Annotated in this window: 13 protein-coding genes and 1 pseudogene; 5 read left to right on the top strand and 9 right to left on the bottom strand. The window is 67.0% G+C overall.

Translation table 11 applies throughout. The features are described 5' to 3' along the window. Positions 1–64: 64 nt before the first annotated feature. The 3 genes from ilvC to G6N44_RS07765 are packed head-to-tail and all read right to left on the bottom strand — an operon-like array spanning position 65 to position 3,509. The gene (gene ilvC / locus G6N44_RS07755) at positions 65–1,078 is read right to left on the bottom strand and encodes a ketol-acid reductoisomerase (RefSeq protein WP_163662636.1); all 1,014 of its coding nucleotides are present in this window, start codon (positions 1,076–1,078) and stop codon (positions 65–67) included. Positions 1,079–1,134: 56 nt separating this feature from the next. Further along, positions 1,135–1,647, bottom strand: a complete 513-nt coding sequence (gene ilvN, locus G6N44_RS07760; RefSeq protein ID WP_163662639.1) for an acetolactate synthase small subunit — start codon at positions 1,645–1,647, stop codon at positions 1,135–1,137. Continuing rightward, entirely contained in the window at positions 1,647–3,509 is a 1,863-nt protein-coding gene (locus G6N44_RS07765) for an acetolactate synthase large subunit (RefSeq protein ID WP_163662642.1), read from the bottom strand. Before G6N44_RS07765 ends, ilvN begins: the two co-directional genes overlap by 1 nt. A gap of 365 nt (positions 3,510–3,874) precedes the next feature. Between G6N44_RS07765 and G6N44_RS07770 the strand changes: the two genes are divergently transcribed. Continuing rightward, the gene (locus G6N44_RS07770) at positions 3,875–4,216 is read left to right on the top strand and encodes a PH domain-containing protein (RefSeq protein ID WP_179964493.1); all 342 of its coding nucleotides are present in this window, start codon (positions 3,875–3,877) and stop codon (positions 4,214–4,216) included. A gap of 24 nt (positions 4,217–4,240) precedes the next feature. Here the strand turns inward: G6N44_RS07770 and G6N44_RS07775 are convergent, their stop codons facing one another. Beyond that, on the bottom strand, positions 4,241–5,083 hold the full coding sequence (locus G6N44_RS07775) for a DoxX family protein (protein WP_163662648.1): 843 nt from the start codon (positions 5,081–5,083) through the stop codon (positions 4,241–4,243). Between the two features lie 135 nt (positions 5,084–5,218). On the opposite strand from G6N44_RS07775, the gene G6N44_RS07780 reads away from it, so the two are divergent. After that, positions 5,219–6,340 carry a PQQ-dependent sugar dehydrogenase gene (locus G6N44_RS07780; RefSeq protein ID WP_179964494.1) on the top strand — a complete coding sequence of 374 codons (1,122 nt, stop codon included), beginning with the start codon at positions 5,219–5,221 and terminating at the stop codon, positions 6,338–6,340. A 107-nt stretch (positions 6,341–6,447) separates the two neighbouring features. Continuing rightward, positions 6,448–7,065, top strand: a pseudogene (locus G6N44_RS07785) (TetR/AcrR family transcriptional regulator); the annotation flags it as partial. A 22-nt stretch (positions 7,066–7,087) separates the two neighbouring features. Here G6N44_RS07785 and gatB read toward each other — a convergent pair. From gatB to gatC, 4 genes are read right to left on the bottom strand one after another with little or no spacing between them, the layout of a single operon-like run. After that, on the bottom strand, positions 7,088–8,599 hold the full coding sequence (gene gatB / locus G6N44_RS07790; RefSeq protein ID WP_163662651.1) for an Asp-tRNA(Asn)/Glu-tRNA(Gln) amidotransferase subunit GatB: 1,512 nt from the start codon (positions 8,597–8,599) through the stop codon (positions 7,088–7,090). 55 nt (positions 8,600–8,654) lie between these two features. Beyond that, positions 8,655–9,686 carry an ATP-dependent 6-phosphofructokinase gene (locus G6N44_RS07795; protein ID WP_163662653.1) on the bottom strand — a complete coding sequence of 344 codons (1,032 nt, stop codon included), beginning with the start codon at positions 9,684–9,686 and terminating at the stop codon, positions 8,655–8,657. A gap of 54 nt (positions 9,687–9,740) precedes the next feature. Then, positions 9,741–11,222, bottom strand: a complete 1,482-nt coding sequence (gene gatA / locus G6N44_RS07800; protein ID WP_163662656.1) for an Asp-tRNA(Asn)/Glu-tRNA(Gln) amidotransferase subunit GatA — start codon at positions 11,220–11,222, stop codon at positions 9,741–9,743. Positions 11,223–11,227: 5 nt separating this feature from the next. Continuing rightward, on the bottom strand, positions 11,228–11,527 hold the full coding sequence (gene gatC, locus G6N44_RS07805) for an Asp-tRNA(Asn)/Glu-tRNA(Gln) amidotransferase subunit GatC (RefSeq protein WP_163662659.1): 300 nt from the start codon (positions 11,525–11,527) through the stop codon (positions 11,228–11,230). A gap of 131 nt (positions 11,528–11,658) precedes the next feature. On the opposite strand from gatC, the gene G6N44_RS07810 reads away from it, so the two are divergent. Beyond that, on the top strand, positions 11,659–12,327 hold the full coding sequence (locus G6N44_RS07810) for an ACT domain-containing protein (RefSeq protein ID WP_197907496.1): 669 nt from the start codon (positions 11,659–11,661) through the stop codon (positions 12,325–12,327). A 9-nt stretch (positions 12,328–12,336) separates the two neighbouring features. Here the strand turns inward: G6N44_RS07810 and ligA are convergent, their stop codons facing one another. Then, the gene (gene ligA, locus G6N44_RS07815; RefSeq protein ID WP_163662666.1) at positions 12,337–14,430 is read right to left on the bottom strand and encodes an NAD-dependent DNA ligase LigA; all 2,094 of its coding nucleotides are present in this window, start codon (positions 14,428–14,430) and stop codon (positions 12,337–12,339) included. Between the two features lie 86 nt (positions 14,431–14,516). Between ligA and G6N44_RS07820 the strand changes: the two genes are divergently transcribed. Further along, positions 14,517–14,918 carry an MmcQ/YjbR family DNA-binding protein gene (locus tag G6N44_RS07820; RefSeq protein WP_163662670.1) on the top strand — a complete coding sequence of 134 codons (402 nt, stop codon included), beginning with the start codon at positions 14,517–14,519 and terminating at the stop codon, positions 14,916–14,918. Positions 14,919–14,922: the final 4 nt, after the last annotated feature.

Below are 14,922 nucleotides of genomic sequence, written 5' to 3' on the forward strand. Positions count from 1 at the left end.
AAAGGCCAGTTACTGCACGCATTTTCGAAGCTCGCGTGCAATAACTGGCCAGTCGACGTGAAAATCAGGCCGTTTCGGTGATCGGCCGGTCGACCCAGCTCATCAGGTCGCGCAGCTGCTTGCCGGTGACCTCGATCGGGTGCTCGGCGTTGGCCTTGCGCAGCCCCTCGAGCTCCTTGTTGCCGCCCTCGACGTTGGCAACCAGGCGCTTGACGAAGGTGCCGTCCTGGATGTCGGTCAGGATGTCGCGCATGCGCTGCTTGGTGTCGGCGTCGATGACCCGCGGACCCGACAGGTAGCCACCGAACTCCGCGGTGTCGCTCACCGAGTAGTTCATCCGGGCGATGCCGCCCTCGTACATCAGGTCGACGATGAGCTTGAGCTCGTGCAGCACCTCGAAGTAGGCCATCTCCGGGGCGTAGCCCGCCTCGACCATGACCTCGAAGCCGGCCTTGACCAGCTCTTCGGTGCCACCGCAGAGCACGGCCTGCTCACCGAACAGATCGGTCTCGGTCTCTTCCTTGAAGGTGGTCTTGATGACACCGGCACGGGCACCGCCGATGGCGGCGGCGTAGGACAGCGCCAGGGCCTGGCCCTCGCCCTTGGGATCCTGGTCGACGGCGATCAGGCAGGGCACACCCTTACCGTCGACGAACTGGCGACGCACCAGGTGGCCGGGGCCCTTGGGGGCGACCATGCCGACGGTGACGTTGGCCGGGGCCTTGATCAAGCCGAAGTGGATGTTGAGGCCGTGGCCGAAGAACAGCGCGTTGCCCTCCTCCAGGTTGGGCTCGATGTCGTTCTTGAAGATCTCGGCCTGCGCGGTGTCGGGCGCCAGCACCATGATCACGTCGGCCCACTTGGCCACCTCGGCCGGGGTGTCGACCTCAAGGCCCTGCTCCTCGACCTTGACGCGGGACTTCGAGCCCTCTTTCAGGCCGACCTTGACCTGCACGCCCGAGTCGCGCAGCGACAGCGAGTGCGCGTGTCCCTGGCTGCCGTAACCGATGACGGCGACCTTGCGACCCTGGATGATCGACAGGTCCGCGTCGGCGTCGTAAAACATCTCAACTGCCATGCGAAATTTTTCCTTCTCTTTCTAGCTCTACAACCGACTAACGCTACTTGACGTGCTTACTTCACTGCGCTGATACCACGCGGTCCGCGCGAGACCGACACCATGCCGGACTGTGCGATCTCACGGATACCGTAGGGCTCCAGGACCCGCAGCAGGGCCTCCAGCTTCTCCGCGGTGCCCGTCGCCTCCACCGTCAAGGACTCGGTCGAAACGTCAACGACCTTGGCGCGGAACAGGTTCACCGCTTCGATGACCTGGCCGCGGTTGGTCGCATCGGCACGCACCTTGATCAGAGCGAGCTCGCGGGAGACGGAGTTGTCGTCCTCCTGCTCCACGATCTTGATCACATTGACCAGCTTGTTGAGCTGCTTGGTGATCTGCTCCAACGGCGATTCCTCGACGCTGACCACGATCGTCATCCGCGACAGATGCTTCTGCTCGGTGGCACCCACGGCCAGGGACTGGATGTTGTAGCCGCGACGGGAGAACAGCGTGGCCACCCGGGCGAGTACACCGGGTTTGTCCTCGACCAGCACCGACAGGGTGTGGGTGGGGGTGGTGTTGCTCATCAGGCGTGCCCCTCGTCGTCGTTCTCGTCGAACAGCGGCCGGATGTCGCGGGCCGCCATGATCTCGTCGTTGCTGGTACCGGCGGCGACCATCGGCCACACCTGTGCGTCGGCGCCGACGACGAAGTCGATGACCACCGGACGGTCGTTGATCGCCCGGGCCTGGTTGATGACGTCCTCGACGTCCTCAGGCCGCTCACAGCGCAGCCCGACGCAGCCCAGCGCCTCGGCCAGCTTGACGAAGTCCGGAATCCGGCGGGAATGCGTGGCCAGGTCGGTCTGGCTGTAGCGCTGTTCGTAGAACAGCGTCTGCCACTGCCGCACCATGCCCAGGTTGCCGTTGTTGATCAACGCCACCTTGATCGGTGCGCCCTCGATGGCACAGGTGGCCAGCTCCTGGTTGGTCATCTGGAAGCAGCCGTCACCGTCGATGGCCCACACCTCGGCCTCGGGGCGAGCGAACTTGGCGCCCATGGCCGCCGGAACGGAGAAGCCCATGGTGCCGAGACCACCGGAGTTCAGCCACGTCTTCGGATTCTCGTACTTGACGAACTGCGCGGCCCACATCTGGTGCTGGCCCACGCCGGCGACGTAGATCGCCTCGGGTCCGGCGATCTGGCCCAGCTTCTCGATGACGTATTCGGGGCTCAGGCTGCCGTCACTCTGCGGACCGTAGCTCAGCGGGTAGGTCGACTTGAGGCCGGACAGGTACTCCCACCAGCTGTCCATTTTCAGAGCGGCACTGGTCGTCCCGTCGCGGCGCAGCACCTCGACGAGGTCGGTGATGACCGCTTTGACGTCACCGACGATCGGCACGTCGGCATGCCGGTTCTTCCCGATCTCCGCCGGATCGATGTCGGCGTGGATCACCTTCGCCTCAGGCGCGAACGAAGACAGCTGCCCGGTGACCCGGTCGTCGAACCGGGTACCGAGGGCGATCAGCAGATCGCTCTTCTGCAGCGCACCCACCGCGGCCACGGTGCCGTGCATGCCCGGCATGCCCAGGTTCTGCGGGTGGCTGTCGGGGAACGCGCCACGGGCCATCAGCGTGGTGACGACCGGGATACCGGTCAGCTCGGCCAATTCGAGCAGTTCGGCGCTGGCCTCACCGCGGATGACACCGCCGCCGACGTAGAGCACCGGCTTACGCGCCGCGGCGATCAGCTTGGCGGCCTCACGCACCTGACGGCTGTGCGGTTTGGTGTTCGGCTTGTAGCCGGGCAGATCCATCTGCGGCGGCCACGAGAAGGTGCACTGGCCCTGCAGGACGTCCTTGGGGATGTCGACGAGCACTGCGCCCGGACGACCCGAGCGGGCGATGTAGAAGGCCTCGGCCATCACCTGGGCGATGTCGTCACCGTTGCGCACCAGGAAGTTGTGCTTGGTGATCGGCATGGTCATGCCGGTGATGTCGGCTTCCTGGAAGGCGTCCGTGCCGATCAGTGCGCGACCCACCTGCCCGGTGATGGCCACCACGGGGATGGAATCCATCTGGGCGTCGGCCAGCGGGGTGATCAGGTTGGTCGCGCCGGGGCCCGAGGTCGCCATCATCACGCCGACCTTGCCGGTGGCATGCGCATAGCCGCTGGCGGCGTGGCCGGCGCCCTGTTCATGGCGGACCAGCACGTGACGCACCTTCTGCGAGTCGAACAGTGGATCGTACACCGGCAGCACGGCGCCACCGGGGATACCGAAGACGACGTCGACGCCGAGCTCTTCCAGCGACCGGACGACCGCCTGGGCGCCGGTGAGCTGCTGCGGTGCAACCCGATTGGGCTGTCCGGAATCTGATTTCGGGTTGGCTGCGCCGTTGGCAGGCGCGGTTCCCGACCGGCCTGGCGGTCGCGTTGTCGGTGCGCTCACGATGTCCTCTTCACGGTTTGCGTCACATTCCTCTTCAGGAACTTCAATTTTTCATTCATTCCGGCGCGCTTGTGGGCAAATAAAAAACCCCCGTCAGCCGGTAGCTGTACGAGGGTGGCGCGTCGATGCGGTGTGCTATGCCCGGCAGGGGGCCAGCGCGGCATCAACGCGCCAACCAATTACTACGAGCGATCCGGGGGTCTGCATAACACCTGACGGTAGCTGCCGTACAGGTTAAAGGTCAAATTGGTTCAGCTGGGGCGCGACGCCCGGTGAGGCCGGCGGGATGCCCCCGGGGGTGGTGCAAGGATGAGCACGTGAGCGCTCGATCGGCAACGGCCCCTGTCGTCATCCGGATATCACCCATGTCGCACCTGGCAGTCGGATTCCTGACGCTCGGACTGCTGACACTCGTCCTGAGCAATCCGATCTGGTTCTCGGTACTGCTGGTGATCCCGATTGCGCTGTCAACGGTCGTCATCCGGTACCGCACCACCGCCGATGCCGACAGCGTCACCGCGCGGTCACTGACCGGCAGCCGCACGGTGTCGTGGGCCGATATCAAGGGACTGCGATTCGACCGGTCCTCGTGGGCGATTGCGGATCTGACCGACGGGACCGACCTGCGCCTGCCCGCCGTGACGTTCGCAACACTGCCGTTGCTCACCGAGGTGAGCGGCGGCCGCGTACCCAATCCGTACGCCTGACGGTTCAAACGACGTTGCACCGGCTCAACCCAGGGGGTTACCGCCGTTGAGCAGCACCCAGATGGCGATGCCCCCGGCCACGCCGAGCAGCAGGGCCACGAAGGATCCGACAAAGGGACGCCGGGCCCAACCGCGGCCGGCGTCGAATCCGTAGCGACCCGGCCCGGTGAGGATGATCGCGGCCGCGGCCGCGACGACGATCAACCGGTATTCGGTGCCGTCGGTGATGACTTCAGCCAGGCGAGCCTGCTCATGCGCCGCCATCGCCGTGGCCAGCACCCCGTTGATCAGGTAGGCCAGCGCACCGGCCGCCGCAACGGGGGTGAACAACCCCAGGACCAGCAGCACACCGGCGGCGATCTGCCCCCCGGTGGCCGCGTAGGTCAGGATGTCGGCGTTCTTGAAGCCCATATCGGTCAGCGACGAGTTGAATCCGTCGAGTCCCGGGCCGCCCCACCAACCGAAGGCCTTCTGCAGGCCGTGGATGATCATCAGTCCACCGAGCGCCACGCGCAGGATCAGCAACCCCAGATCCTGGGTACCGCGTCGGCCTGCCGCCCGGACGCGGTCATCGCTGAACTCGTCACGTTCGATCTCTGCCGGTTCGGCCGAGAAGGGGCCCATCGGCGGGGGTGCGCCGGTCTGCACGTACGGCAGTGGCTCTGGGTCGGAGACCAGGCTGAACGCCGACTGGTCGCCCGATTTCGCGTCGTAGCGGGGGATCGCGGTGGTCTCGAAGTCGCCGCCGTACGTTTCCGACGGCAGGTCGTCTTCAGGATCGACCAGGCTGGCCCCGGTCGGCCTGACGGAATCGTCCGAGTAACCCGGTCGTTGCCAGGCTTGAGGGTCCTGTGGGTGGCTGGTCACAGCTGCCAGGGTAAGTGCAAGTAGGTCCCGATCCGGGTATTTACCCCGGCGCTTCCCCCTGGCACCGGCCTGCTACGAATCGACGCGCGGTCCCGACGTGGCGCGCACTGCCGGGCAATCCGTAACCTGGCGGGCATGAAATCGCGCCGGCGGATGACAGGGGTGGCCGCCGTTCTGTGCGCCGCGATGCTTGTCGGGTCGGGCTGTGCCCGGTTCGACGCGGCCCAGTCCGAGCCTTTCACCACTGAGCCCAAGATGGCACCGGGGCCGACCACGACGCCACCACCACCGCCACCGCTGCCGGCCAAACCGTTCCCCAAGGAATGCAAGGCGACGGGTGTGATGCAGGGCTGCCTGGACAGCACCAGCGGCTTGATCATGCTGCCTGACAGCCAGTCCGCCCTGGTCGCCGAACGGCTCACCGGCGCGGTCAAGCAGGTGTCGGTGAAGGCCGAACCCAAGGTCAAGGTCATGATCCCGGTGGATTCGTCGGGTGACGGCGGCCTGATGGACATCGTGTTGTCGCCGACCTACGGCCAGGACCGGCTGATGTATGCCTACGTCAGCACACCGACCGACAACCGGGTGATCCGCATCGCCGACGGCGACGTCCCGAAGCCGATCCTGACCGGCATTCCCAAGGGCGCTACCGGTAACACCGGGTCGCTGGCGTTCACCAGCAAGACCACGCTGTTGGTGCAGACCGGCGATGCGGGTGATCCGGCATTGGCCGCCGACCCCGGCTCGCTGGCCGGAAAGGTGTTGCGCATCGAGCAGCCGACCACAATCAACCAGGCCCCGGTCACCACGGCACTGAGCGGCCTGGGTGCCGGCGGGAGCATGTGCATAGATTCGTCGGACGGTTCGCTCTATGTCACCGACCGCACTCCGAGCGCCGACCGGTTGCAGCGGATCACCAAGGACTCGAAGGTCTCCACGGTGTGGACCTGGCCGGACCGGCCCGGCGTCGCGGGTTGCGCCGCACTGGAGGGCACGGTGTTGGTCAACTTGGTCAATTCCAAGAAGACCGTCGCCGTGCGACTGGCACCCGATACGGGCGCGGTCACCGGAGACCCGGAAGTGGTCCGCGAGAACGTGCGCGGGCATGCGTGGGCATTGCAGCTCTCCCCCGACGGGAACGTGTGGGGGGCGACGGTGAACCGGACTACCGGAGATGCAGAAATCTTCGACGACGTCGTCTTCCCACTCTTCCCGCAGGGCGGCGGATTCCCCCGCACCAATGCCGACAACACCTGAGGCACAACGTATTTCAATATTGATCCGTTGACTCGGACCCTTCGGACTTGAATGCATTGGCTGCCGCAAGCCCTGAGGTTGCCGCCGCGATGACGTAGCATCATCCGGTGCCTGACCGCCAGCGCCGGAGATACGCACCGCGACTACCGCGTCACGAACGCCGCGAACAACTGCTGGACGCAGCGTTGACCGTTCTCCACGACTGCCCCCTGCACGAGCTGACGATGGAGGCCGTCGCCGAGGCCGGCGGCGTCGGTAAACCCGTCCTCTACACGGCGTTCCGGACCCGCACCGAGCTGGTGACCGCGTTGCTCATCCGCGAGCGTCAGGAGGGACTACGCCAGGTCCTGACCACACTGCCCAAAAATTTCTCGGTAGCCGGACCCGCAGACGCCTACACCGCAACCGTCACCGGTTTCCTGCGCTGCGTGCTGGAGAACCCGGCGCGCTGGCGGCTCATTCTCACGGTGCCCGACAGCGCTCCGCGCGACTTTCACGCCGCGGTCCGCAGCGCCCGCAACGAGATCCTCACGCAGATCGAGCACATGGCGAAAGCGGGCATAGCGGTGGATCCTCGGCTTTCCGCCCTGGATCCCGAGCTTCTCGGCCACACCTTGCTGTCGTTCGCCGAGATGCTCGGCCGCCTGGCCGTGCACGACCCGGCCAGCTACCCGCGCGACCGGCTCGAGCAATATGCCACCGCGGCAATGACGATGTTCGCCGGGCCTGGCGAGCTGACGGGGGCGCTTACCCGCTCTGACCGCAGGCGGCCAGCACCAATTCGCGAACCCGTGCCGCGTCGGCCGAGCCCTTGGTGGCCTTCATCACCGCGCCGACGATCGCCCCGGCGGCCTGGATCTTGCCGCCGCGGATCTTGTCCACGACATCGGGCTGAGCCTCGAGCGCTTTATCAATGGCAGCCTGGATCACCGAGTCGTCGCGCTCGAGCGCCAGACCACGGTCGGCCATCACCTGCTCGGGTTCGCCCTCGCCGGCCAGCACTCCTTCGATGACCTGGCGGGCCAGCTTGTTGGACAGCTTGCCCTCGTCGACGAGCGTGACCACGGCGGCCACCTGGGCCGGGGTGATCGCCAATGCCTCGAGTTCGACCTCGGACTCGTTCGCCTTCTGCACCAGGAAGTTGCCCCACCAGGCGCGGGCAGCCTCGCTGGAGGCGCCGTGGGAGACGGTGGCGGCCACCAACTCCACCGCGCCGGCGTTGACCAGATCACGCATCACCTCGTCGGAGATGCCCCAATCCTGCTGAATCCGCTTGCGTGCCAGCCATGGCAGCTCAGGGATGGTCTCGCGCAGCCGTTCGACCAATTCGGCACTGGGAGCAACCGGCTCAAGGTCGGGCTCGGGAAAGTACCGGTAGTCCTCCGCGGTCTCCTTGCTGCGACCGGGTGAGGTGTAGCCGTCCTCGTGGAAATGGCGCGTCTCCTGGGTGACCGTGCCGCCGGAATTGAGAACTGCTGCCTGACGGCGCATTTCGTACCGGACCGCCACCTCGACGCTCTTGAGTGAGTTCACGTTCTTGGTCTCGGTGCGGGTGCCGAACTCGGTGGCCCCGACCGGCTTGAGGGACAGGTTCGAGTCACACCGCATCGATCCCTGGTCCATCCGCACATCCGATACGCCCAAGCTGCGCAGCAGGTCTCGCAGTGCGGTCACATACGCGCGGGCGATCTCCGGTGCGCGTGCCCCGGTCCCCTCGATCGGCCTGGTGACGATCTCGACGAGCGGAACGCCCGCACGGTTGAAATCGGCGAGCGAGGTCGTGGCGCCCGCGATGCGACCGGTATCGCTGCCCAGGTGGGTCAGCTTGCCGGTGTCCTCCTCCATGTGCGCACGCTCGATCTCCACGCGGAAGGTGGTGCCATCGTCGAGCGGAACGTCGAGGTAGCCGTCGACCGCGATCGGTTCGTCGTACTGCGAGATCTGGTAGTTCTTCGGCTGGTCGGGGTAGAAGTAGTTCTTCCGGGCGAACCGGCCCCACGGCGCGATGTCGCAGTTGAGTGCCAGGCCGATGCGGATCGCCGACTCGACCGCCGCCGCGTTGAGCACCGGCAGCGAACCGGGCAGCCCCAGACACACCGGGCAGACGAGCGTGTTGGGCTCGGCTCCGAACCGGTTGGCGCAGCCGCAGAACATCTTGGTGGCCGTGGACAGCTCGACGTGTACCTCCATGCCCATCACGGGCTCATAGGCGGCGATGACGTCGTCATAGTCAACGAGTTCAGCGGTAGCGACAGACATGCCGTCGATCCTAATGGGGCCCCGACCGCGCCCTCCCGGCGAGCAGGGAAACGGACTAGCCGAAGAACTCGGCGGCGTCGTCGTAACGGGACTGCGGTACCAGTTTGAGCCGGCGGGTCGCATCGGCCAGCGATACCCGGCCGATGTCCTGGCCCTGCAACGACACCATCATCCCGTACTCCCCGGCGTGCGCGGCATCGGCCGCGTTGACCCCGAACCGGGTGGCCAGCACCCGGTCGTACGCCGTCGGGGTACCGCCGCGCTGGACGTGGCCGAGGACCGTGACGCGCACATCCTTTTTGATCCGCTTCTCCACCTCGAGCGCCAACTGCTGTGCCACACCGGTGAACTTCTCGTGCCCGAACTCGTCCATGCCGCCCTGACGCAGTTGCATCGTGCCCTCGGCGGGCTTAGCCCCCTCGGCCACCACGCAGATGAAGTGTGACGATCCGTGCTGGAACCGCTTCTTGACCAGTCGGCACACTTCCTCGACGTCGAAGGGTTGCTCGGGAATCAGCGTCATATGGGCACCCGAGGCCAGTCCGGCGTTCAGCGCAATCCAGCCCGCATGCCGGCCCATCACCTCGACCAGCATGACCCGCTGGTGCGATTCGGCGGTGCTGTGCAACCGGTCGATGGCCTCGGTCGCCACCTGAAGAGCCGTGTCGTGACCGAAAGTCACGTCCGTGCAGTCGATGTCGTTGTCGATGGTCTTGGGCACCCCGACCACCGGCACGTTCTCCTCGGACAACCAGTGCGCGGCGGTCAACGTCCCTTCACCGCCGATCGGGATCAACACGTCGATCCCGTTGTCTTCGAGGGTCTGCTTGATCTGATCCAGGCCGGCCCGCAGTTTGTCGGGGTTGACCCGGGCGGTGCCCAGGACGGTGCCGCCCTTGGCCAGCAGCCGGTCATTGCGATCATCGTTGGCCAGTTGGATACGGCGATCCTCCAACAGCCCGCGCCAGCCGTCGAGAAATCCGACCACCGACGAGTTGTAGCGCTGGTCGCAGGTACGCACCACCGCCCGGATCACCGCGTTCAGGCCAGGACAGTCACCGCCGCCGGTGAGAACTCCGATCCGCATGCGCACCATCTTGCCCCGCCCGGCACAACCGCGCCGGGCATCAGGGTGTGCCGGCTACAACGCGCTGGGCAGCGGACCGCGGGCAGCCTCGTAGGCAGCGCCGACGCGATACAGCCGGTCGTCGGCCAGGGCCGGCGCCATGATCTGCAGGCCGACGGGCAGGCCGTCGTCGGGCGAGAGACCCGACGGCACCGACATGCCACAGTGTCCGGCGAGGTTCAGCGGCAGCGTGCACAGATCGAACAGGTACATGGCCAGCGGATCGTCGACCTTCTCCCCTAGGCCGAAGGCCGTAGTAGGAGTCGTCGGGGACACCAGCACATCCACGTTCTGGTAGGCCTGCTCCAGGTCGCGGGCGATCAGCGTCCTGACCTTCTGCGCCTGGTTGTAGTAGGCGTCGTAGTAGCCCGCCGACAACGCGTAGGTGCCGATCATGATCCGGCGCTTGACCTCCGGGCCGAATCCGGCGGCCCGGGTCAGCGCCATGACCTCCTCGGCGCTGTGCGTGCCGTCGTCGCCGACCCGCAGCCCGAAGCGCATCGCGTCGAATCGCGCCAGGTTGCTCGACACCTCAGAGGGCAGGATCAGGTAGTAGGCATCCATCGCATGGTCGAAATGCGGGCAGTCCACCTCGGAGACCTCGGCGCCGAGCGCGGTCAGCTGGGCGACTGCGGCATTGAACGACTCCAGCACGCCCGGCTGGTATCCCTCACCGCGCAGCTGCTTGACGACGCCCACGCGCACGCCCTTGAGATCGCCTGCCGCACCGGCCCGGGCAGCACCGACCACATCGGGCACCGGGGCATCGACGGAGGTGGAGTCGCGCGGGTCGTGGCCGGCGATCACCTGATGCAGCAGCGCGGTGTCCAGCACCGTGCGGGCACACGGGCCGCCCTGGTCCAGCGAGGACGCACAGGCGATCAGGCCGTAGCGCGAGACGGTGCCGTAGGTGGGCTTGACGCCGACGGTCGCCGTGAGCGCGGCGGGCTGACGGATCGACCCGCCGGTGTCGGTGCCGATGGCCAGCGGGGCCTGGTAGGCGGCAAGGGCCGCAGCGCTACCGCCGCCCGATCCGCCGGGCACCCGCTCGGTGTTCCACGGATTGCGCGTCGGGCCGTAGGCCGAATTCTCGGTAGACGATCCCATGGCGAATTCGTCCATGTTCGTCTTGCCGAGGATCGGGATGCCAGCGGCACGCAGCTTGGCCGTGACGGTCGCGTCGTACGGCGAACGCCAACCCTCGAGGATCTTGGATCCCGCGGTGGTCGGCATGTCGGTGGCGGTGAAGACGTCCTTGAGCGCCAATGGCACCCCGGCCAGCGGCGAGGGCAGCGTCTCACCGGCAGCCACGGCGGCGTCGATCCGCGCCGCGGTCTCCAGCGCGGAATCCGCCGCCACGTGCAGGAAGGCGTTGAAGCGTTCGTCGGTCCCGGCGATCTGGTCCAGATGGGCCTGGGTCACCTCGGTCGAGGACACCTCCTTGGCCGCAATCTGGGCACCCAGGGTCGCCGCATCGCGACGGATCAACTCACTCATGCTCGTCATTCACCCTCTCCGAGAATCCGCGGCACGGCGAAGCGCCCGTCTTCGGCGCGCGGCGCGGCAGCCAGCGCTTCCTCCTGCGTCAGGCACGTCGCGACCACGTCGGGCCGGCTGACGTTGACGTCCTTCAGCGGGTTGTCCGTCGCCTCCACACCGGTGACGTCGACGGACTGGATCTGGCTGACGTGGCCGAGGATGGCATCCAGCTGGCCGGCGAAGCTGTCCAGCTCGTCATCGCTCAGGGCCAGACGCGCCAGACGCGCCAGATGGGCAACCTCGTCTCGGGAGATCTTCGACACGACAAAGCAGCCTAGTCAAGCCACCAAACCGGGTTTCGGCGGGCAGGAGCGCAGCGACTCGGGGATCGGTCCAGCCCCGGCGGTACTCCGGGCCGGTCACCGACATGCTCGACTGCACGCCCTGTGCAAAGGTGATGTACGTGCCTTCGTATCTGCTGCGGGTCCAGCTTGAGGACCGACCAGGCAGCCTCGGCTCACTTGCCGTGGCCCTGGGCTCGGTCGGCGCCGACATCCTGTCGCTCGACGTCGTCGAGCGCGGGGCCGGCTACGCGATCGACGATCTGGTCGTCGACCTGCCACTGGGCTCCATGCCGGACACTTTGATCACGGCCGCCGAAAACCTGTCGGGCGTCTACGTCGACAGCATCCGTCCGCACATCGGGCTGCTGGAGGCACATCGTGAACTCGAACTGATCGACCATGTCGCCGCAGCGCATTCGAAGGCCGCCCGGCTGCAGGTGCTCGCCGAAGAAGCCCCACGGGTTCTGCGGGTCGGCTGGTGCACCGTGGTCCGGTCCACCGCGTCGGGTGTGGAACGCATCGCCGCGAGCCATGGCGCGCCCGAGACCAAGGCGGTGTCGGCGCCGTGGTTGCCGTTGCAGCAGGCCGCCGAGCTCGACGGCACCCAGGATTGGGTGCCGCAGGTGTGGCGCGACATGGACACCACACTGGCCGCCGCACCCTTGGGTGACCCCGATACCGCGGTCCTGCTGGGCCGTCCCGGCGGCCCGGGGTTCCGGCCCTCGGAGGTGGCCCGGCTGGGTTACCTGGCCGGCATCGTCGCCACCATCCTGCGCTGAGGTACCGGCCTAACTCTCATCGGTTGTCGCCTCGTCGGGCACCGATTGCGGGCCTTCGGCGAGCAACGTCCGGAACCCGTCTTCGTCGAGAATCGGCACCCCGAGCTCCACGGCTTTGTCGTACTTGGATCCCGGCGCGTCCCCGGCCACCACGTAGGCGGTCTTCTTCGACACCGAGCTCGCGGCCTTGCCGCCGCGGCTGATGATGGCCTCTTTGGCCTGGTCGCGGGAGAACCCGGGCAGCGACCCGGTCACCACGATCGACAGGCCTTCCAGCGTGCGCTCGATGCTGGCGTCGCGCTCGTCGGCCATCCGGACCCCGGCAGCGCGCCACTTGTCCACGATGGCGCGGTGCCAATCGACGGTGAACCAGTCGATGACCGCGGCGGCGATCGTCGGGCCCACGCCCTCCACGGCCGCGAGCCGCTCCTCGGAGGCTGCGACGATGGCGTCCAGGCTGGCGAACTCGGTGGCCAGTGCCCGGGCCGCGGTCGGGCCCACGTGGCGGATCGACAACGCCACCAGCACCCGCCACAGGGGCTGGGCCTTGGCCTTGTCCAGATTTGCCAGCAGCCGTTTGCCGTTGGCCGACAGTTCCCCGGCCTTGGTGGTGAACAGCTCGGTGCGCAGCAACTGCTCGGCGGTCAGGGTGAACAGATCGCCCTCGTCGGCGATCACCCCGGCCTGCAGCAGTGCGGCGGCCGCCTCGTAGCCGAGGCCTTCGATGTCGAATGCACCGCGGCCCGCGACGTGAAACACCCTCTCCCGCAACTGCGCCGGGCAACTGCGGGTATTCGGGCAGCGGATGTCGGCGTCGCCCTCCTTGGCCGGGGCCAACGGGGTGCCGCACTCGGGGCAGTTGGTCGGCATGACGAACGCATGCTCGGACCCGTCGCGCAGGTCGACCACCGGACCGAGCACCTCGGGAATGACGTCACCGGCCTTGCGAATCACCACGGTGTCGCCGATCAGCACCCCCTTGCGCTGCACTTCGGTCGCGTTGTGCAGGGTGGCCAGGCCGACCGTCGAGCCCGCCACCTTGACCGGCTCCATGTACGCGAACGGCGTGACCCGACCGGTGCGTCCCACGCTCACCCGGATGTCGAGCAGCTTCGTGGTGGCCTCCTCCGGTGGGTATTTGTAGGCCACGGCCCAGCGGGGTGCGCGTGAGGTCGCGCCGAGCCGGCGCTGCAGCGCCACCTCGTCGACCTTGACGACCAGGCCGTCGATCTCGTGGTCGACGTCATGACGGTGCTCCCCCCAGTAGGCGATCCGCTCGGCGACCGCGGCCACACCGGACACCTTCGCCGTGTGCTCGGACACCGGCAGCCCCCACTGGCCCAGCGCGCGATACGCGTCATGCAGTGACGGTGGATTGAACCCCTCGGAATGGCCGAGCCCGTGGCAGATCATCCGTAACCGACGGCGCGCGGTGACCGCTGGATTCTTCTGGCGCAGCGAGCCCGCCGCGCTGTTGCGTGGGTTGGCGAAGGGCGGCTTGCCCTCGGCCACCAAACCGGCGTTGAGCTCCTCGAAGTCGGCGACCCGGAAGAACACCTCACCGCGCACCTCCAGCACGGCGGGTACCGGAAACTCGTCGGAGGCCGTCAGCTGTTCGGGGATGTTGGTGATGGTGCGGGCGTTGAGCGTCACGTCCTCGCCGCTGCGCCCGTCACCTCGGGTGGCGGCCCGCACCAGCCGGCCGTTGCGGTAGACGAGCGCCAGTGCGACGCCGTCGATTTTCAGCTCGCACAGAAAATGCGCGGAATCACCCGTCTCCCCGCTGATCCGGGCCGCCCAGGCCGACAGCTCTTCGGAATCGAACACGTTGTCCAGGGACAACATTCGTTCCAGGTGCTCGGCCGGGGCGAATTCGGTGGCGAACCCGGCGCCGCCGACGAGTTGCGTCGGAGAATCCGGGGTCCGCAGCTCGGGATGCTCCTCCTCGAGCGCCTGCAACTGCCGCAGCAGTACGTCGAAATCGGCATCGGAGATGATCGGCGCGTCTTTGACGTAGTACCGGAACTGATGCCCCCGCACCTCTTCTGCGAGTTCCTGCCAACGTCGTCGCAGGTCAGCGTCTGCAGTGTCGTTCGAGGTCACCCCCGCAGGCTAGTCGAACGGACCGACAGTCAGATCGGCCGCCGTAAGTCGAGGGCGGGTCCGGCCCTCCCCACTAATCTAGGGACATGCCGCACCCGATCATGTTCAGCGACGATGACTTGGGCTTGGCCGAACTCCGTACCGTTGCGCTGGGATTTCCCGAGGCCTTCGAGAAGATCTCGTGGGGCCGGCCGGTGTTCTGCGCGCCGAAGATGTTCGCCATGTACGGCGGCAACGTCAAACCCGAGAGCCGCGGCGAGATGGTGCCGTATCCGCATTCCCTGCTGATCAAGGTCGACGAGAGCGACCGCCGGGCACTCGAACAGGACAGTCGCTTCTTCTTCCCGGCCTACATGGGCCCCTTCGGCTGGCTCGGCCTGGATTTCACTGCGGCGAAGGTGGATTGGGCCGAAGTCCGCGAACTCGTCGACGCCTCGTTCCGCCTGGTCGCAGCGCGCCGGCTCATCAAACAACTCAACGAGAACTGATCGG

This window comes from Mycolicibacterium alvei (genome assembly GCF_010727325.1).
Taxonomy (GTDB): Bacteria; Actinomycetota; Actinomycetes; order Mycobacteriales; family Mycobacteriaceae; genus Mycobacterium; species Mycobacterium alvei.

Excerpts from the sequence above, each read along its gene's own strand:
- gatB (WP_163662651.1), bottom strand. The coding sequence starts at position 8,599 with ATGTCTGTCGCTACCGCTGAACTCGTTGACTATGACGACGTCATCGCC.
- ilvN (WP_163662639.1), bottom strand. The coding sequence starts at position 1,647 with ATGAGCAACACCACCCCCACCCACACCCTGTCGGTGCTGGTCGAGGAC.
- G6N44_RS07770 (WP_179964493.1), top strand. The coding sequence starts at position 3,875 with ATGTCGCACCTGGCAGTCGGATTCCTGACGCTCGGACTGCTGACACTC.
- G6N44_RS07820 (WP_163662670.1), top strand. The coding sequence starts at position 14,517 with ATGCCGCACCCGATCATGTTCAGCGACGATGACTTGGGCTTGGCCGAA.
- ilvC (WP_163662636.1), bottom strand. The coding sequence starts at position 1,078 with ATGGCAGTTGAGATGTTTTACGACGCCGACGCGGACCTGTCGATCATC.
- G6N44_RS07795 (WP_163662653.1), bottom strand. The coding sequence starts at position 9,686 with ATGCGGATCGGAGTTCTCACCGGCGGCGGTGACTGTCCTGGCCTGAAC.
- gatA (WP_163662656.1), bottom strand. The coding sequence starts at position 11,222 with ATGAGTGAGTTGATCCGTCGCGATGCGGCGACCCTGGGTGCCCAGATT.
- G6N44_RS07780 (WP_179964494.1), top strand. The coding sequence starts at position 5,219 with ATGAAATCGCGCCGGCGGATGACAGGGGTGGCCGCCGTTCTGTGCGCC.